Origin of the sequence: Paracoccus sp. SJTW-4 (assembly GCF_047716885.1) — a bacterium.
GTDB lineage: Bacteria > Pseudomonadota > Alphaproteobacteria > Rhodobacterales > Rhodobacteraceae > Paracoccus > Paracoccus solventivorans.
Map to the genome: position 1 here is coordinate 2,334,225 of NZ_CP136681.1, position 17,803 is coordinate 2,352,027.

At 64.8% G+C, this 17,803-nt stretch carries 20 protein-coding genes and 1 pseudogene; 5 read left to right on the forward strand and 16 right to left on the reverse strand.

Annotation, left to right across the window (positions count from 1 at the left end; all coding sequences use genetic code 11):
* Positions 1–36: 36 nt before the first annotated feature.
* The 5 genes from RSP45_RS11425 to RSP45_RS11445 all read right to left on the reverse strand — a co-directional run bounded on the left by RSP45_RS11425 (position 37) and on the right by RSP45_RS11445 (position 4,680).
* The gene (locus tag RSP45_RS11425) at positions 37–654 is read right to left on the reverse strand and encodes an SCO family protein (protein WP_273699835.1); all 618 of its coding nucleotides are present in this window, start codon (positions 652–654) and stop codon (positions 37–39) included.
* A complete protein-coding gene (locus RSP45_RS11430; RefSeq protein WP_415391999.1) occupies positions 651–1,109 on the reverse strand; it encodes a copper chaperone PCu(A)C in 459 nt (152 codons plus the stop codon). The genes RSP45_RS11425 and RSP45_RS11430 overlap by 4 nt, the downstream gene beginning before the upstream one ends.
* Positions 1,106–1,723 carry an SCO family protein gene (locus RSP45_RS11435; RefSeq protein WP_415392000.1) on the reverse strand — a complete coding sequence of 206 codons (618 nt, stop codon included), beginning with the start codon at positions 1,721–1,723 and terminating at the stop codon, positions 1,106–1,108. The genes RSP45_RS11430 and RSP45_RS11435 overlap by 4 nt, the downstream gene beginning before the upstream one ends.
* Positions 1,724–1,838: 115 nt before the next feature.
* Positions 1,839–2,456: a methyltransferase family protein gene (locus tag RSP45_RS11440; RefSeq protein ID WP_415392001.1), complete on the reverse strand. Its 618-nt coding sequence runs from the start codon at positions 2,454–2,456 to the stop codon at positions 1,839–1,841.
* A 1-nt stretch (position 2,457) separates the two neighbouring features.
* On the reverse strand, positions 2,458–4,680 hold the full coding sequence (locus tag RSP45_RS11445; protein ID WP_415392002.1) for a heavy metal translocating P-type ATPase: 2,223 nt from the start codon (positions 4,678–4,680) through the stop codon (positions 2,458–2,460).
* Between the two features lie 136 nt (positions 4,681–4,816).
* Here RSP45_RS11445 and RSP45_RS11450 point away from each other — a divergent pair.
* From RSP45_RS11450 to RSP45_RS11460, 3 genes and pseudogenes are all read left to right on the forward strand, one after another.
* Positions 4,817–4,981: pseudogene (locus tag RSP45_RS11450) on the forward strand (MerR family transcriptional regulator); the annotation flags it as partial.
* 79 nt (positions 4,982–5,060) lie between these two features.
* Complete coding sequence (locus RSP45_RS11455; protein WP_073068604.1) at positions 5,061–5,876, forward strand: ZIP family metal transporter; 816 nt, start codon at positions 5,061–5,063, stop codon at positions 5,874–5,876.
* Between the two features lie 118 nt (positions 5,877–5,994).
* Entirely contained in the window at positions 5,995–6,447 is a 453-nt protein-coding gene (locus RSP45_RS11460) for a MerR family transcriptional regulator (RefSeq protein ID WP_073068602.1), read from the forward strand.
* A gap of 42 nt (positions 6,448–6,489) precedes the next feature.
* Here RSP45_RS11460 and arsH read toward each other — a convergent pair whose 3' ends face one another.
* The 6 genes from arsH to RSP45_RS11490 form a co-directional block, all read right to left on the reverse strand.
* Positions 6,490–7,197, reverse strand: a complete 708-nt coding sequence (arsH, locus tag RSP45_RS11465; protein WP_415392003.1) for an arsenical resistance protein ArsH — start codon at positions 7,195–7,197, stop codon at positions 6,490–6,492.
* Complete coding sequence (gene arsC, locus RSP45_RS11470) at positions 7,190–7,606, reverse strand: arsenate reductase (glutaredoxin) (RefSeq protein ID WP_415392004.1); 417 nt, start codon at positions 7,604–7,606, stop codon at positions 7,190–7,192. The genes arsH and arsC overlap by 8 nt, the downstream gene beginning before the upstream one ends.
* Positions 7,603–8,679, reverse strand: coding sequence for an ACR3 family arsenite efflux transporter (gene arsB / locus RSP45_RS11475; RefSeq protein WP_415392005.1), 1,077 nt, complete (start codon positions 8,677–8,679; stop codon positions 7,603–7,605). Before arsB ends, arsC begins: the two co-directional genes overlap by 4 nt.
* 16 nt (positions 8,680–8,695) lie before the next feature.
* Positions 8,696–9,028 carry an ArsR/SmtB family transcription factor gene (locus RSP45_RS11480; protein ID WP_415392006.1) on the reverse strand — a complete coding sequence of 111 codons (333 nt, stop codon included), beginning with the start codon at positions 9,026–9,028 and terminating at the stop codon, positions 8,696–8,698.
* A gap of 383 nt (positions 9,029–9,411) precedes the next feature.
* Complete coding sequence (locus RSP45_RS11485; protein ID WP_415392007.1) at positions 9,412–9,648, reverse strand: hypothetical protein; 237 nt, start codon at positions 9,646–9,648, stop codon at positions 9,412–9,414.
* Between the two features lie 96 nt (positions 9,649–9,744).
* Complete coding sequence (locus RSP45_RS11490) at positions 9,745–10,326, reverse strand: recombinase family protein (protein ID WP_415394056.1); 582 nt, start codon at positions 10,324–10,326, stop codon at positions 9,745–9,747.
* Positions 10,327–10,485: 159 nt separating this feature from the next.
* Here RSP45_RS11490 and RSP45_RS11495 point away from each other — a divergent pair, with 159 nt between their 5' ends.
* A complete protein-coding gene (locus tag RSP45_RS11495) occupies positions 10,486–13,377 on the forward strand; it encodes a Tn3 family transposase (RefSeq protein WP_415392008.1) in 2,892 nt (963 codons plus the stop codon).
* Here RSP45_RS11495 and RSP45_RS11500 read toward each other — a convergent pair.
* Positions 13,374–13,847, reverse strand: a complete 474-nt coding sequence (locus tag RSP45_RS11500; RefSeq protein ID WP_415392009.1) for an Nramp family divalent metal transporter — start codon at positions 13,845–13,847, stop codon at positions 13,374–13,376. The genes RSP45_RS11495 and RSP45_RS11500 overlap by 4 nt on opposite strands.
* Positions 13,848–13,944: 97 nt before the next feature.
* Here RSP45_RS11500 and mntR point away from each other — a divergent pair, with 97 nt between their 5' ends.
* Entirely contained in the window at positions 13,945–14,397 is a 453-nt protein-coding gene (mntR, locus tag RSP45_RS11505) for a manganese-binding transcriptional regulator MntR (RefSeq protein WP_289895915.1), read from the forward strand.
* A gap of 45 nt (positions 14,398–14,442) precedes the next feature.
* Here the strand turns inward: mntR and lspA are convergent, their stop codons facing one another.
* The 4 genes from lspA to RSP45_RS11525 are packed head-to-tail and all read right to left on the reverse strand — an operon-like array spanning position 14,443 to position 17,803.
* Entirely contained in the window at positions 14,443–14,919 is a 477-nt protein-coding gene (lspA, locus tag RSP45_RS11510) for a signal peptidase II (RefSeq protein ID WP_052081730.1), read from the reverse strand.
* Entirely contained in the window at positions 14,916–15,287 is a 372-nt protein-coding gene (locus RSP45_RS11515; protein WP_289895916.1) for a methyltransferase family protein, read from the reverse strand. Before RSP45_RS11515 ends, lspA begins: the two co-directional genes overlap by 4 nt.
* A gap of 25 nt (positions 15,288–15,312) precedes the next feature.
* Positions 15,313–15,540 carry a hypothetical protein gene (locus RSP45_RS11520; protein WP_289895917.1) on the reverse strand — a complete coding sequence of 76 codons (228 nt, stop codon included), beginning with the start codon at positions 15,538–15,540 and terminating at the stop codon, positions 15,313–15,315.
* 4 nt (positions 15,541–15,544) lie between these two features.
* Positions 15,545–17,803, reverse strand: a complete 2,259-nt coding sequence (locus RSP45_RS11525; RefSeq protein ID WP_052081729.1) for a heavy metal translocating P-type ATPase — start codon at positions 17,801–17,803, stop codon at positions 15,545–15,547.

Genomic DNA, 17,803 nt, shown 5'->3' on the forward strand with positions numbered 1-17,803 from the left:
AGGTAAGAAGCATAGATAAATCCTTGCAGTTTGCGCTCAAGTCAGGACGCGCCGGATCTTCGGCAGGGCGACCGCGCGGTCCTCGTGGTAGTCAATGATGCTGCTGAAGCTTCCGTCTGCGCGGAACAGGAACACGCCCGAGGTGTGGTCCATGGTGTAGTCGTCCTCGCCAAGGGGTTGCCTCTCGACCCGGACCCGGAACGCCTCGGTCGCTCTCGCGATCTCCTCGGGGGTGCCTGTGTGGCCCGTGATACGCGGGTCGAAGTAGGTGAGGTAGTCAGCCAAGGCCGCGACCGTGTCCCGTTCAGGGTCGACGGTGATGAGCGCCACGTTGAGCAGATCGGCCTCGGCACCGAGACCATCAAGCCAGAGCGAGATGTCGCTGAGCGTCGTGGGGCAGACCTCCGGGCAGTAGGTGAAGCCGAAGAACACCAGGCTCGGCCGGCCGACCCAGTCCGAGATCGTCACGCGACGGCCTCGATGGTCCGTGAGCGTGACGTCCATCTCGCTCATCGGCCGAGGCAGGTTGGGGGAAAGGCTCGCCGGCCGCGCCGCGCCGGGTCCGTCCACTTGCCACCAGCCCAGACCCAGCGTGCCGGCGCCGAGTGCCGTGACCGCACCTGCGCCGAGAAGGAGCCGGCGCGAGAGGCTCATTCCGCAGGTCCCGTGGCGCCCGGCCCGAATACCGGCACCTCCACCGTGATCTCACCCCCGGCCTCGAAGGTGAGCGTCAGCGGAAAAGTAGCGCCCTCCTTGAGAGGCGTGGTCAGCTCCATCAGCATAACGTGCATGCCGCCTGGTTCGAGCGTGAGTTCGCCGCCGGCGGGGATCTCGGCCGCCTCCACATGGGCCATCCGGGAGACGCCCTCGGAGAGGGTCGTCTCATGCAGCATGGGCATGGCCGAGACCGGCGAGGACAGGCCGGTCAGGCGGTCAGTCTCGTCGCCGAGATTGCGGACGGTGAAGTAGGCGGCGCCCGGCCGCGAGGTGCCGATCGAGGCGCGCGCCCAAGCCGCATCAACCTCAAGATCGCCCTGCCGGACAGGTTCGGCCTGGACGAAGCCGGCGGAGAGGGCGAAAGCAAGGACGGCAGCAACAGGGAGCTTCATGGCAATGATCCTTCGAGGCGGTTCTGGAGGTCGGCGAGGATGTCGGCCGCGGGCATGCCGTACTCATATTGGCGCAGCCAGTCGCCATCGGGGCCGATGAGGTAGAGCGCGGAGGCGTGCGCCATGCTGTAGCCGCCCGGCGCGGCCGCGTCGTCCTCGCGCGCGAAGAAGATTTTAAAGCTCTCGGCGGCGGCCTGCGTCGCCTCGGGGCTGCCAGCCAGGCCCAAGATGGACGGGTGGAACGCCGAGGTAAACTCAGCCAGCTCCGCCCCGGCGTCGCGCTCGGGATCCACGGAGAGGAAGAGCGGCTGCACCCGATCGGCCTCGGACCCGAGACCATCCATCACCTGCGCAACCTCTGAGAGGGTGGTGGGGCAGACGTCCGGGCAGTTCGTGAAGCCAAAGAACACCAGCTGGTAGCGCCCGCGGAAGTCCTCGCTCGTCACAGGGCGACCGGCCGCGTCCTCCAGCCGGAACTCAGGGCGGAAGGCCTGCTGCGCCGATTCCTCCGAACCGCTCGTGCGCAGGCCACCGGTCCAGACAAGGGCAGCGAAGGCAACCAGCGCAAGCGCGGCCGCGACCCACAAGATCTTTTGTGCAAGAGTCAGTTTCATGACGGGCATCTACTCCGGATGAGGCCATGCCGTAAGACCTCAAGCCTTTGATGAACATTTCGTCGCAGCCAGCGCGCCCTCACGGCGAGTGGCCATGTGTCGGCAAGCAATCGCCTCAGATCCTGCCGGGGATGGGGCTGATCCACCGTGGCACCCGGGTGCGGTAGGTGCGGTAAGCCTCTCCGAAGCGCGTCTCGAGGAGCCGCTCCTCGCTCATGATCTGCCCCCGGGCGGAGAGCCAGAAGAGGAGAACCGCCATCCATGTCAGGATCGCCGGAATGGACAGCGCCACGCCGCCCAGAAGCAGAAGCTGCCCCGTGAAAACCGGATTGCGCGACGCGCGGAACAGTCCTTCGGTGATCGACTCACCCAAGGCGTCTTCGGCCACGCCCACGCGCCAGGAGGCGCCCATGCCGACCTGACCGGCCCAGGCCAGCATCGCGCCGAGGACGGCCAGGAGGTGCCCCGGCAGGCTCCAGAGAGGCGCGGCGGACTCCCGCCAGAGCGGGTCGGCCTCGCGGAGCGCGGGAACGGCCATCTGGAGGAGCGGCCCGACGAAGGCCAGCGCGAAGGCCACCCTGAATCCCAGAGCGGCAAGGCGGTCCCGCCCCGTGGCGCGGCCGAAGAGCCAGACTGGACGTCCTGCAGCGCGGGCGGCCCAGCTCGATGCCAGGAAGAACAGCGCAAGATAAAGCGCCAAGACCCCCAGGGTGGCGATGCCAAAGATCGTCACTCTACGCCTCCCGCTCAGGGTTGAAGGCCAGGAGCCTGAGTGCGTTCAGCGTCACGAGTACGGTGGCGCCCGTGTCCGCGAGGATGGCGATCCAGAGGCCGGTGAAGCCCAGCACGGTCGTGACCAGAAACACTCCCTTGAGTCCCAGCGCGATGGCGACGTTCTGGCGTATGTTGCCCATGGCAGCACGCGCGAGACGGATCTGGGCGGCCACATCGGTCACGCGGTTCCTGAGCAGCGCCGCATCCGCCGTCTCGAGCGCCACGTCCGTGCCAGAGCCCATGGCTACGCCCACGCTCGCCGTCGCCAGGGCCGGAGCATCGTTGATCCCGTCGCCCACCATCATGACGCCGCCCGCCTCGGCCATGGCCCGGACCTCCGCGACCTTGTCATCGGGCATCAGCTCAGCGCGGTGCTCCATGCCGAGACTGCCCGCGATCGCGGCCGCGGTTCGGGCGTTGTCGCCCGTCAGCATGACCGAGGTGACGCCGAGATCCTTGAGCTGGCGGATGCCCTCGCGGGCATCCGCACGCGGCTCGTCCCGCAGCGCCAGGAGGCCGAGCGCATGGCGCGCGCGGAACACGACCACCACCGTCTTGCCCTCTTCCTCGAGCGCCATGGCCTGGCGGATGCCCTCGCTATCAAGCACACCCATTTCGGCGGCGGCGAAGCGGGGCGAGCCGACCCAGGCCTGCTCTCCCGCGACCAAAGCCTCTACACCCTTGCCAGGAAGCGCCTTGCCGCCCGATGAGGGCAGCGGCTGAACGCCCTCCGCCTCGGCCCGCGCGGAGATTGCCTCGGCCAATGGGTGGCTCGACCCGGCCTCGACGGCGGCGGCCACGGCCAGGAGTTCGGACGCGTCCGCACTGAGCGGGACCACGTCGGTGACCTGAGGCCGGCCCACCGTCAGCGTACCTGTCTTGTCGTAAGCCACACGGGTGATCTTGGCCGTGGCCTCGATCACCGCGCCCCCCTTCATCAGGAGGCCGCGTCGTGCCCCCGACGAGAGGGCCGAGGCGATGGAGGCCGGCACCGAGATCACCAGCGCGCAGGGGCAGCCGATGAGCAGGAGCGCCAAGCCGCGATAGATCCAGGTTCCCCACTCCTGGCCGAAGGCCAGTGGCGGCACGAGGACGACGAGCAGCGCCACCCCCACCACGGCCGGCATGTAGATCCGGCTGAAGCGGTCGATGAAGCGCTCCGTGGGTGCGCGGGCGCTCTCGGCCTCTTCCACGAGGCGGATGATGCGGGCGATGGTGTTGTCCTCGGCCGCCCGGGTCACGCGCACGCGCAGCGCGGCTTCGGCATTGATCGAGCCGGCGAAGACCGGCTCGCCCGGACCCTTGGTCCTGGGCACGCTCTCGCCTGTTACAGGACTTTCGTCCACACCCGAGATGCCCTCCAGGATCTCGCCATCCGCCGGGATCCGGTCGCCTGGACGCACGAGCACGACCTGCCCGATCTGCAGCGAGGCCGCGGCCATCTGCCGTGTGGTGCCGTTCACCTCAAGAAGCGCTGTTTTTGGCACAAGGTTCGAGAGCGCGCGGATGCTGGCGCGGGCCCGATTGGCGGCCACCCCTTCCAGGACCTCGCCCACGGCGAACAGGAACACCACGAGCGCCGCCTCCTCGGCCGCGTCGATGACCAGCGCCCCCGCGGCCGCGATGGTCATCAGCATCTCGATGGTGAAGGGCTGGCCCATGCGTGCGGCCGCAAAGGCCCGCCGCGCGATGGGCACGAGTCCGATCAGCGTGGCGAGAACGAAGGCCCAACGGCCAACATCGGCCGAGGTCAGCAACTCGAACCCCCAGGCCCCTGCGAGCAGGAGCCCCGTGATGATGACGAGCTGACCCTTGGACCGGCGCCACCAGGGCAGCTCCCGTTCGGCGGGATCGTCCTCGCGGTCCTCGGGCAGATCGCGGACCTGCTCGTGGGGTGCCGCTGCGGCGGCGCCCGAGGGCAGGACGAAGGGCTTGCGCTCCTTCACCGTGCCGCGCGGCGCGATGCCGTAGCCCAAGGACTTCACCGCCGCCTCCACCTTCTCGGGCGGCGTCCGCGCGGGATCGAGCGTGAGCGACAGCCGCTCGGTCATGGTGGCGATGTTCACCTGGCTCACGCCGGGCAACCGCTCCACCGCGCCTCGCACCTTGATGGCGCAGGACCCGCAGTCCATGCCCGACACGGTCCACTCGCGGCGCTCGCCTGCCTGATCCTCCACAGTCATGATGACCCTTTCTGCGCCGGAACGGCACCCTTGATTCGCATCCGGTTCATGACCTAGCTCCTCTAGCTACTAGAGGTTCAAGAGGGCAGATGATGGTTTTCGAACGGAAAGCTGGGAACAGGTCGCCAGGGTCAAGGTGCCAACGATCCGCTGCTATGAGCAGATTGGCCTGCTGCCTGAGGTCGAGCGCAGCCGGGCAACCCACGGCTCGACGGGTCCAAGGCGCTTGAGCGGCTCCGCTTTATTCGCCACCCGCGAGTTGGGCTTTCCGCTGGAAGCCGTTCGCGAGGTCGAGGCGCTCAAGGCGGAGCGATAGTAGGCAAGAACCATCTGGGCTGATCACGCGTTCTGCGAACAACTGATTGTGAGACGCCAGACCTATGGAAATTTGGGCTGTCCTCCTGCTCGCGCTGCTGCCCGGCCTCGGAAACTTCGCCGGCGGCATGCTTGCCGAGTTCGGAGGCGCATCGCCACGTATGCTTAACTTTGCGCTCCACGCAGCATCCGGCATCGTGATCGGCATCGTCGCAGTCGAGCTTATCCCCGCGGCGCTCGAGGGCCTCGCCGGGTGGTGGATCGCTTTGGCGGTTGCGGCCGGCGGCGTTGCCTACGTTCTGATCGAGGCAGGCGTGGAGCGGCTGCAGCAGAAGAAGGGCACTGGCACCGATCGCACCAGCATGTGGATGATCTATGTCGCGGTTGCCGTGGACCTGACGGCAGACGGCGTGATGCTCGGGAGCGGGACGGCCGTCTCGTTGGCGTTCGGCGTGACGCTTGCTGCAGGTCAGGTGCTTGCCGATCTGCCCGAGGGCTTCGCAGCGGTGGCGGATCTGCGCGAGAACGGCGTGCCAAGGAAGCGCCGGATCATGCTCTCCGCTTCCTTCATTCTGTACTGCGTCGGGGCAGCACTTCTGGCCTACCTGCTGCTGCGCGGAGCGCCTGATGCCGCGAAACTCGCCGCGCTCGCCTTCGCCGCCGGTCTTCTTTCCGTCGCCGCCGTCGAGGACATGCTGGATGAGGCACATGAAGCGCGCGAGGATACGCACGGCTCCGTCCTCGCCTTCGTTGGTGGCCTTGCACTCTTCGTGCTGGTTTCAGCTGGACTGGAGACGGTGCTCGGGGATGATCCGCATGATCCAGCCCAGAACGAAGCGGTTCGATCGGAGGGCGAGAGATCTGCTGACCCTGCAGCGTGAGGCTGAGAAGTTCCTCGAAGTTCGACCAGCGCCACTCCGGCCTCCTCTCAACCGTCCATTGCCGCCTTCGATACAAAAGTCTAGTGTCTCCAGCAACTATAGCTTTAGGAGGCTTGTAATGCTGACCATCGGAAAACTGGGGCAGGCCGCCGGGGTGAAGATCCCGACAATCCGCTATTACGAGCAAATCGGCCTGCTGCCCGCGCCGGAGCGCAGCGCTGGTAACCAGCGCCTCTACCCCCGGGCCGCGCTGGATCGGCTGGCATTCATCCGCCACTCGCGTGAATTGGGCTTTCCGCTTGAGGCGATCCGCGACCTGCTCAGCCTATCGGACAACCCCGACCAGTCCTGCGCTGCCGTCGATGACATTGCCCGCGTGCAGCTGTCTGAAACCCGCGCGCGGATCGCCCGGCTGCAAGCCTTGAAGGGCGAGTTGGAGCGTATGCTCGCCCAATGTGCCAGCGGGACCATTTCGGATTGCCGGGTGATCGAGACCTTGGCCGAGCGGTGCCATGGGCAGACAGAACTCGACGTGACGCCGGATCCTCTCTCGGGCGGGGCGAACGCATGACTGCTGTCCACGTGCTTGGGAAAGGGAGCGACCTGTAGCAGCTCAGATGCTCTTCAGCGCTTCCAGCTTGGCGGCTTCTTCCTTCCGCTCGCTGTAGCGGCTGGTGAGGTAGTCTGAGGCGCCCCGCGTCAGAAGGGTGAACTTCAATAATTCCTCCATGACGTCCACCACGCGGTCGTAGAAGGCGGAAGGCTTCATGCGGTCCGCCTCGTCGAACTCCTGCCACGCCTTCGCGACCGAGGACTGGTTGGGGATCGTGACCATCCGCATCCAGCGCCCGAGCACGCGCATCTGGTTCAGGGCATTGAAGGACTGCGAGCCACCCGACACCTGCATGAGGGCGAGCGCGCGTCCCTGCGTGGGCCGGATCGCGCCTCCGGGAAGCGGAATCCAGTCTATCTGCGCCTTCATGACCGCGCTCATGGCTCCGTGCCGCTCGGGGCTTGTCCAGACCTGGCCCTCGGACCACAGCATCGCCTCACGCAGTTCCGCGACCTTGGGGTGGGAGGCCTCGGCGTCGTCGGGCAGGGGCAGGCCGTTGGCATGGTAAACCCGCGTTTCCGCGCCCATGGCGTCGAGAAGGCGCTGCCCCTCGAAGGTCAGGAGGCGCGAGTAGGAACGCTCGCGCAACGAGCCATAGAGCAGCAGGATGCGCGGCGGGTGCGTGGGCATCGACGCCGCCAGCCGAGCGGGGTCCGGCCGCTCAAAGGCGTCGGTAGCAAGGTCAGGAAGCCCGGTCCTCTCAAGCATCGCGTCCGCCCACCCGGCGAACCGCCTCGCCGTCCTCCTTGGTGAACTCCGCCACGGGATGGTCGAGAAGATCGAGGACCGCTTCGGACGGCCGGCAGAGCCGTGTGCCCTTGGGCGTCTCCACGATGGGGCGGTTGATGAGGATGGGATGCGCCAGCATGGCGTCGAGGAGCTGGTCATCCGTGAGCGACGGGTCGCTCAGGCCCAGTTCGGCGTAAGGGGTGCCCTTCTCGCGCAGCAGTTCGCGGGAAGTGATGCCCATGGCCTTGATCAGTTCCTTGAGGCGCTCGCGGCTTGGGGGGGCTTTCAGATACTCGATGACGACTGGCTCCTCACCGCTGGCCCGGATCATGGCTAGGGTGTTGCGCGAGGTGCCGCAGGCGGGGTTGTGCCAGATGGTGACGGTCATGGCCGGCGCGTCCTTTCGGGGAACCAGTGGCGGGTGCGGTTGGCGAAGGCCACGAGCGAAAGCATCACCGGCACCTCGACGAGGACGCCCACGACAGTGGCGAGCGCTGCCCCCGAGTTCAGGCCGAAGAGGCTGATCGCCACCGCGACCGCCAGTTCGAAGAAATTCGAGGTGCCGATCATCGCGCAGGGCGCGGCAATGTCGAACGGCACCCGCAGCGCCCGCGCCGCGCCATAGGCGATGGCAAAAATGCCGTAGCTCTGAATCAGCAGGGGCACAGCGATGAGCACGATCACCAGAGGGTTTTCGAGGATCTTCTCGCCTTGGAAGCCAAAAAGCAGCACCACGGTGATCAGAAGCGCCGCCATGGTGAGGGGCTTGATGCGGTCACGGAAGGCTTCGACTGCCGCCTCCCCGCCATGGGCCACGAGGCGGTTGCGGGTGAGGATGCCGGCCGCGAGCGGCACGACGATGTAGAGCAGCACGGACAGCAGCAGGGTGTCCCATGGAACCACGATGTCGGTGACGCCCAGAAGCAGCGCCACGATAGGGGCGAAGGCCACGACCATGATGAGATCGTTCACGCTCACCTGCACGAGGGTGTAGGTCGGATCGCCCCGGGTGAGGTTCGACCAGACGAAGACCATGGCGGTGCAGGGCGCGGCGCCGAGCAGGATCACCCCGGCGAGATAGGCCTGCGCGTCATCGGGCGGGATGAGGCCGGCGAAGATATACTCGAAGAACAGCACGCCCAAGGCGGCCATGGTGAAGGGCTTGATGAGCCAATTCACCACCAGGGTGATGACCAGCCCCTTTGGCTCCTCGCCCACCCGGCGGATCGAGCCGAAATCGACGCCTACCATCATCGGGTAGACCATGGCCCAGATCAGCACGGCGACGGGCAGGTTGACGGAAGCGACCTCCATCCGGGCAAGGCCCGCGAACAGGCCGGGCGCGAGGTTGCCCAGCACGATCCCCGCCACAATGGCACCCGCGACCCAGAGCGACAGCCAGCGCTCGAAGGTGCCGAGCCCCCCTGCGGGGGCGGATGCGTCGGCCATGTGGTCCGTCATGAAGATCTCCGGGAAATCAGCAGCAGGGCGCAAGTTCGGCCACAAGCGGCGCGCACAACTCGGCGCGTCCCCCGCAGCAATCCTTGAGCAGGAAGATCGTGAGCGCGCGCATGCGCTCCAGGTTGGCGCGGTAGACGATGGAGCGGCCTTCCCGTTCGCCTGCGACGAGGCCCGCGTGGGAAAGGATCGTGAGGTGGGCAGACAGGGTGTTGGCCGGCACATCCAGCGCGCGGGCCAATTCTCCGGCGGGCAGGCCCTCGGGTTCGTGACGCACGAGCAGCCGAAAGCACTCCAGCCGGGTCGGCTGGGCCAGGGCAGACAGGGCGGCGATGGCGTGCGATGATTCCATATGTCTGGAATAGACGAATTGTTAGGGATGCACAAGGCTCAAGGCTCTTCCGTTGCTTGCAGGACGCCCCTAAACAATGGCAGCTACCGCTTGGCTGCGGTTCCTCTACCGCTTGGCTGCGGTTCCTATTGACATTCCGCACGTCTGAGGGCATATGAGGGACAACAGACCCGCCACGCCTCTCCACGATGCGCAACAGGCGGGTTTTTTTATTGCCAAGCGTTCCCTTTCAGAAGCCGGCTCTGAACCTCGCCGCGCAACTTGCCCTGCTGCAGCAACGCGGCATGATCATCGCCGATCCGGCAAGGGCTGAGCACTACCTCCGCTTTATCGGGTATTATCGCCTCTCCGGCTACTGGTTCCCGTTCCAGTACCGCGACGGCTCAAGGGCGCATGACGACTTCCGCCTTGGGGGCTGGAACGTCCAAGAGCTGCGTCAGTTCGATGGCGAACTGCTGGAAGTTGGCCCGCTCACTGCCGCCCGACGCCTTCCAGCGCCCGATGAAGCTTTCAATATCCACGTACCAACCACTTGGTTTCAATCGAGCAGGATCATGCCGATAATGTTGGGAATGGCTAGGCTCCGGTGCGCTTTGCCACGCGATGAGCGGAAGGTTCACCACGGATTGAGACCCGAAAGGAGTTGTTTTCGGCAGAGTGAACCAAACGCAGTTTGCCTGTGACTGGCATCGCTGAACGGCTGGATTCTGGCAGGGCTAGATGGCGGTCTGCTGGCGCTTGAGGGTGCGGTAGACGGTAGGGCGGGACACTGAGAACAGTTCAGCCAAGTCGCTGATGCTGTAGTCTCCTGTGTCGTGCATCCGGCGTAGCTCCCTCTGCTGGCGCTCCGAGAGCATGGGCTGCTTGCCCCTCAACCGGCCTTTGGCTCTGGCCACTGCCATGCCCTCGCGGGTTCTGAGCCGGATGAGGTCGGCCTCGAACTCGGCAAATGTGGCCAGGATGTTGAAGAACATGCGACCCATGGGATCATGCGGATCGTGAACGCTGGCTCCGAGCTGCAGCTTCACGCCGCGCGCGAGGAGCTGGTCGGCGATAGCGCGGGCGTCAGGGACCGAGCGCGCGAGACGATCCAGTTTGGGCACGACCAGGGTGTCGCCGGCGCGGACCGCCGCCAGCGCTTGGTCGAGACCGGGGCGAGCCCGCGTCTTCCCCGACAAGCCGTGGTCGACATAGACGCGGTCGGCGGCGACGCCCAAGGCTTCGAGCGCGGCCCTTTGGGCGGCGAGGTCCTGCTTGTCGGTCGAGCAGCGGGCATAGCCGATGAATGTACCGGTCATTTCGTCCGCAAAGCCTCCCATGATTGAGACGATCATCGTACCGGCTATCTGAGACAGGCTTTACCTTGCCATGACAAGAGGAGGCCAATGCGGTCGGCGCCGTCCGCAGACCGATCCCCTTACGGACGGTCGTCCATCACGATTTCCTGAAAGATCGCCATGCCAAGACGCAGCATTCTGACCGACCGCCAACGGGCGGCATTGTTCGATCTGCCGACCGATGAAGCGTCGATGCTGCGCCACTACACGCTGGCAGACGACGATCTGGAGCTCATCCATGCCCGTCGCCGTTCCCACAATCGCTTCGGTTTTGCGTTGCAACTATGCGCGCTGCGATATCCCGGGCGGTTGCTGGCGCCGGGCGAGGTCATTCCGTTAGCAGTCACACGCTTTCTGGCAGCGCAGCTTGGGATAAGGCCCGACGAATTGGCCGGCTACGCCGCCCGCGAGGAGACCCGGCATGAGCACCTGGCCGCCTTGCGCGCCATCTACGGTTACAAGATGTTCACCGGGCGGGGCGCCCGGGACCTGAAGGCCTGGCTTGAAGGCGCGGCCGAAACTGCCCGGTCGAACGAGGATCTGGCACGGCGCTTCGTCGAGCAGTGCCGGGCGGCTCAGACCATCCTGCCCGGAATCACGGTCATCGAGCGGCTTTGCGCGGATGCGCTTGTCGCGGCTGAACGGCGGGTCGATGCCAGGGTCGCCGGTCAGTTGGACGATGACATGCGAACGCGGCTCGATGCCCTTCTGACCGAAGATGCGGGTGGCTCGGTCACGCGCTTCGTCTGGTTGCGTCAGTTTGAGATCGGGCGGAACTCGGCTGATATGAACCGCCTGCTCGATCGGCTCGAGTTCCTGCAGGCTTTGGCGCTGGACCGGGGCATTCTGGCGAATGTACAGCCACACCGCGTTGCCCGCCTTCGCCGGCAGGGAGAGCGATACTTCGCGGGCGATCTGCGGGATATCTCGGGTGACCGCCGTCTCGCCATCCTTGCGGTTTGTGCTCTGGAATGGCGCGGCGCCATTGCTGACGCCGTGGTCGAGACCCATGACCGGATCGTCGGCAAGACCTGGCGCGAGGCGAAATCGCGATGTGACGCCCGGATGGACGATGCCAAATTGGCGCTGAAGGACACCCTGCAGTCCTTCAAGACATTGGGAGCGGCACTCCTGGAAGCGCATGAGGATCGGGCCTCCCTCGAAGAGGCCGTCGGCAATGCCGGTGGCTGGATATCCCTCAAAGGGCTTGTCGCCACGGCCGAGCAACTGACCGACACGTTTGCCGCCGATCCGCTGGTGCATGTCGTTCACGGATATCATCGCTTCCGGCGTTACGCACCGCGCATGCTGCGGGCATTAGACATTTGCGCCGCGCCCGTGACAGAACCGCTGCTGGCGGCGAGCGCGATCATCGCGGGCACGAAGATGGCGGCGGTCCTGCCACTGACATTCCTTCGCCGGGGCTCAAAATGGTTGCGGCATCTGGATGCGGAGGCTGATGAGGCAAGCAGACACTGGGAGGTTGCGGTCCTGTTCCATCTGCGCGAGGCCTTCCGATCCGGTGACATCTGGCTGGCGCATTCGCGCAGGTATGGCGATCTGAAGGAAGCGCTGGTCCCGGTAGAGATTGCCCGCGTCACCCCGAGGCTGGCCATGCCGTTCGAGCCGGAAACCTGGCTGGCCGACCGCAAAGCCAGAATGGCTGACGCCGCGCATCGCCTGGCGCGTTCGGCAAAGGCCGGGGCAATCCCCGGTGGCTCTATCGAGGACGGCACCTTGAAAATCGACCGGCTGACCGCCGCGGTTCCCGAGGAAGCCGATGCGCTGGTTCTCGATCTCTATCGCCGCCTGCCGGAAGTCAGGGTCACCGATCTTCTGTTGGAGGTGGACGATGAGATTGGCTTCACCGAGGCCTTTACCCATCTGCGCACCGGCGTGCCCTGCAAGGACAGGATCGGCCTGCTGAACGTGTTGCTTTCCGAGGGGCTGAATCTCGGCCTCAGCAAGATGGCCGGGGCCACGAACACGCACGACTTTTTCCAACTCTCACGCCTGTCGCGATGGCACGTCGAAAGCGAAGCAATGGCGCGCGCCCTGGCCACGGTGATCGAAGGGCAGTCGAGGTTGCCGATGGCGCGGTTCTGGGGCGGCGGGCAGAGCGCTTCGAGCGACGGCCAGTTCTTCCCGACAACGCGTCAGGGCGAGGCGATGAACCTGATCAACGCCAAGTACGGCCATGAACCCGGGCTGAAGGCCTATACCCACGTCTCCGACCAGTTCGGACCCTTCGCCACACAGACCATCCCGGCCACCGTGAACGAAGCGCCCTACATCCTCGATGGCTTGCTTCTGACCGACGCCGGTCAGAAAATCCGCGAGCAGTATGCCGATACCGGCGGCTTCACCGACCACGTCTTCGCGGTGACCGCGCTGCTGGGGTTCCAGTTCATTCCCCGCATCCGCGACCTGCCATCAAAGCGCCTCTACCTCTTCGATCCGGCCTCCTGCCCGAAAGAGCTGAAGGGGCTGATCGGGGGCAAGATCAAGGAACGTCTCATTGTGGCAAACTGGCCGGATATACTGCGCAGCGTGGCGACCATGGCGTCAGGGGCCATGCCGCCCAGCCAGCTGCTGCGGAAGTTCGCATCCTATCCCAGACAGCACGAGCTGGCGGTGACCTTGCGGGAAATAGGACGGGTCGAACGGACGCTCTTCATCATCGACTGGTTACTCGATGCCGACATGCAACGCCGCGCCCAGATCGGCCTCAACAACGGTGAGGCTCACCACGCCTTGAAGAACGCACTCCGCATCGGCCGCCAAGGTGAAATCCGTGATCGCACCTCCGAAGGCCAGCACTTCCGCATAGCCGGGCTGAACCTCCTCGCCGCGATCGTCATCTACTGGAACACCAAACATCTCGGCCAGGCCGTCGCTGGCCGCCGACGCGAAGGCCTGAGATGCTCACCAAACCTTCTGGCGCACACCTCGCCACTCGGTTGGGCCCATATCCTCCTCACTGGCGAATACAGGTGGCCGAAAAGGGCTTAGCGTAGGATTCTGCCCCCTCCGGCATCAGACCCCATCTCAAGCGGGATGCCGAACAGCAGGTTCAGGCCAATGGCGGTGCCGATCACCTCGGCCAGATCGGTTGCAATGATCGCCAGTTCGGCAAAGATCCACAGGGGAATGGATACCCACCTGGGATAGGCGTCTCGACAGGCTTGCGCCAAATCCCGCCCTGAGGCCACTGCAACGCGTGCGCACAGCGACTGCAGGAGTATGGCCATGATGTTGGACAACAGCGCCACGAACAGCAGCGTGTAACCGAAGGCCGCTCCTCCTGCCAACGAGGTCGCCCAATTACCCGGATCCATGTATCCGACGGCGACCAGATAACCAGGACCGACAAAGGACAGAAAGCGGCGGAAGGGCGTCACTCCACCACCTACAGCTATGGTGCGGAAAACCTCGGAAAGGGAAGGAGTGTCGCGCTCTTGGCGCCAGGCTTTTGATGACATGGGCTGCAACTTTCCAGAACACTCAAAAAGTTAGTCTCGGCTAAGAATTTACCCTTTGTCTTTGCCTGTCAATCTACGATGTGCAACAGTTCCCCCAATGACATGTGATAGCTCTTCAACTGCAGCCACTGATGAACCCCGTCCCGCCGACAGTCGCGCCGAGGCCTTTCAGGAAGTGCGCAGCGCACGGCGCAACGAACTGGCGGAAGATTACGTCGAACTTATTGCCGAGCTCATCCACGAGCACGGAGAGGCCCGGCCTGTCGCCATTGCCGCGCGCTTGGGTGTGCGCGCGCCAACGGTGACCAAGGCCTTGGAGCGGTTGGCCAGGGAGGGACTAATCACCCGCGAACGATACCGCTCGGTCTTTCTGACGGAAAAGGGGCGTGCCCTGGCCGATGAATGCCGCCGCCGGCACGAGATTGTGCTGCGCTTCTTGATCCGCCTCGGCCTTGATGCCGAGACGGCTGAACGGGACGCCGAAGGCATCGAGCATCACGTCAGTCAACGGACATTGGCTTTGTTCGAGGCTTACGCCGATCAGGTGTAGACTGGCGTCCAACTCGGCCTGTCCAGCTTCATAGTCTTGCTCTGGTTAAAACGCAGGTTCCTTGGATTTCGATGGGCGAAGCCATACGGTGAAGACCAGCAAGGCCCCGAGCGTGATTGCGATATCGGCGCCGTTGAACGTGGGCCAGTGCCAATTCCGCCAGTAGAGATCGAGGAAATCGGTGACCGCACCCTGCCGCAGTCGATCGATGATGTTGCCGAGCGCACCGCCCACGATCAGCGCAAGACCTGTCCGCTCACGAAGGCTTTCCGCACGAAACGCCATAATCGCGAACATCAAGGCGAGCCCGCCCGTCAGTGCTGCCATCAGCAGCGGCCGTCCCGCCATGGCACCCGACATCATGCCAAAACTGGCTCCTTCGTTGAAGCCAAGCGTCACATTAAACCCAGGAACAACAGGCAGGATCTCTCCTGGAGAAAGCAGCAACAGTGCCACCGTCTTGGTGGCCTGATCTGCCAACACGGTGGCACCAATCAGGAGAATGATCGGGGTCGCCTTCATGTTTCGTTTCTCCGGTGAAAGCCGATCCAGCGCGGCACAGTCTTGAGATAATGGTCATAGTCTCTTCCCAACGCCTGCTGCAACGCGGTTTCCTCGGATTGAACCTGTGTGGCAGCCGACCAAAGGAAGAGCATCGAAGCGAGAAACGTGGGAACTGCAGGAATGGCAAGACCCACTCCCGCAAGCAGCATGAACTGACCCACAAAGGTGGGGTTGCGGCTGAAACGATAAAGCCCGCCTGACACAAGCGTGCCCGTTGCACCCTCGGCGACACCCACACGCCACGAGCTGCCCATCGACATCTGCGCGGCGAAGGCGAGCATTGCGCCGGTGCCGGCGATAAAGACGCCGAGCAGGCCAATCGCCACCGCCTCACCCCCGGTCCAAAAAGGGTCAATCTTGTGCAGGGCCGGGCCAAGCCAGCCAGAGCAGCGGGCCAAAAAAGCCCAGAACAAAGGCCGCCCGAAAGCCAAACGCTGCCCAGCGATCGCGTCCCCTGGCTTGGCCAAACAGCCAGATCGACGTCCGCGCTGCCTGAGCCGCCATGGCGCTGCCCCAGAAAAAGAGCAGCAGATAGCCCGCCAACAGCGCCAGTACGGACCAGCCAAACCCTGACAGCATGGCCTCAGCCCTCACGCTCGGGATTGAAGCCCAGCAGGCGGAGCGCGTTCAGCGTGACAAGCACTGTAGCCCCGGTATCGGCAAGGATGGCAATCCAAAGGCCGGTAATCCCCAGCACTGTTGTCACAAGAAAGACCGCCTTCAAACCAAGCGCGATGGTCACGTTTTGCCGAATGTTGGCCATGGCCGCGCGGGCAAGCCGGATCTGTGCGGGAATGTCAGTCACCCGGTCGCGCAGAATGGCCGCGTCGGCGGTCTCCAGCGCCACGTCGGTGCCCGAGCCCATGGCTACGCCAATGCTGGCCTGTTTGAGGGCAGGAGCATCATTGATGCCGTCACCGATCATCATCACGCCGCCCTGTTCGTTCATTTCGCGAATGGCGCTGAGCTTGTCCTCGGGCATCATGTCGGCCTGGAACTGCATGCCCAGACCTTCGGCAATAGCCGCGGCGGTGCGGGGGTTATCCCCTGTCAGAATGGTCGATGTGATGCCCATGGCCGACAACTGGCGCACCGCTTCTGCAGCGTCGGCCCGGGGTTCGTCGCGCATGGCAATAAGGCCAAGCGGGATGCCTTCGCGATAAACGGCCACGGCAGTCTTTCCCTGCTCCTCGAAGATGGTCGCTTGTCGCAGACCGAGTCCATCCAACCCGCCATTCTCGGAGGCATGTCGGGGCGAGGTCACCCAAGCCGGCGCATCCCCCACTGTTGCGACGACCCCCCGTCCTGCCAGTGCGCGTGCATCGCGGGCTGGAAGGGCCGGGACGCCGGCCGTTTCGGCCCTGTTCAAGATAGCCACGGCAAGCGGATGGCTGGATCCGCTTTCGACCCCTGCCGCAACCTCAAGCAGCTGCGCCTCGGTCGTGTGGCCGAACGGAACCAGATCGGTGACTTGCGGGCGGCCATGGGTCAGGGTGCCGGTCTTGTCGAATGCGACCTTCGAGACCTTGGCGGCGGCCTCGATCACAGCGCCCCCCTTCATCAGCAAACCTCGCCGGGCGCCGGTAGAGAGCGCCGATGCGATGGAGGCAGGAACCGAGATTACCAACGCGCAGGGACAGCCAATCAGCAGCAGCGCCAGCCCGCGATAGATCCAGGTGTCCCAGGACTGGCCCAAGACCAGCGGGGGCACCACGACCACAAGGACCGCGACCGCAACGATGGCGGGCATATACCAGCGGCTGAAGCGGTCGATGAAGCGTTCAGTTGGCGCACGCGCCTCCTCGGCTTCTTCGACAAGACGGATGATGCGGGAAATGGTGTTGTCCTGGGCGGCCTTGGTCACGGTGACGCGCAGCACAGCCTCGGTGTTGATCGAGCCCGCAAAGACCCTCTCCCCCGGACCGCGTGTGGCGGGCACGCTTTCCCCTGTTACCGGGCTTTCATCGACACCGGATATGCCTTCGATGATGTCTCCGTCGGCCGGGATCCGATCGCCCGGCCGGATCAGAACGGTCTGGCCCACCTGAAGACTGGCGGCGGCGACTTCGCGTGTCGTGCCGTTTTCCTCCAGCAGCGCTGTTTTTGGAACCAGATCGGCCAGTGCGCGGATGCCGTTGCGAGCCTTGCTTGCGGCGACGCCCTCAAGGACTTCGCCCACGGCAAACAAGAACACAACCAGTGCAGCCTCTTCCGCTGCATTGATGAACAGCGCGCCGATGGCAGCGACTGTCATCAGCCCCTCGATGGTGAAGAACTGGCCGGATCGCGCCGCAGCAAAGGCGCGACGGGCGATCGGGGCAACGCCGATCAGGCAGGCCGCGACGAATGCCCAGGCACCAATGCGAGGCGCGAACAGCTCCACGCCCCAAGCCGCAGCCAGCAGCAGACCGGTGAAGATGACCAGTCTGCCCTTGCCGGTCTGATACCAGTTCTTGCCGCGATCGGCTGGGTCGTCATGGACATGGCCGGGACTGCCATGCCCGGAATGAGCGGCCTCGACCCCAGCGGGACGTACGTGATCATCCGCCTCGTGATTGCCATCGGATGCCGCACCAGGAAGGACGAACTCCTTCTTCTCGGCCCCGCGTGGCTTGATCCCGTATCCCAAAGCTCGCACGGTCTTTTCGACTTGCTCCCGGCCGGTCTTGTTTTCGTCCAGGGTCAGGCGAAGACGTTCGGACATGATGCCCACCTCGACCCCGGTGACTCCCGGCAAACGGGTCACGGCGTTTCTGATCTTGCCTGCACATGATCCGCAATCCATGCCGGACACTGTCCAGTCGCAGACGGTTTCGTCAGCCAGATCCGATTTCGTCATCAT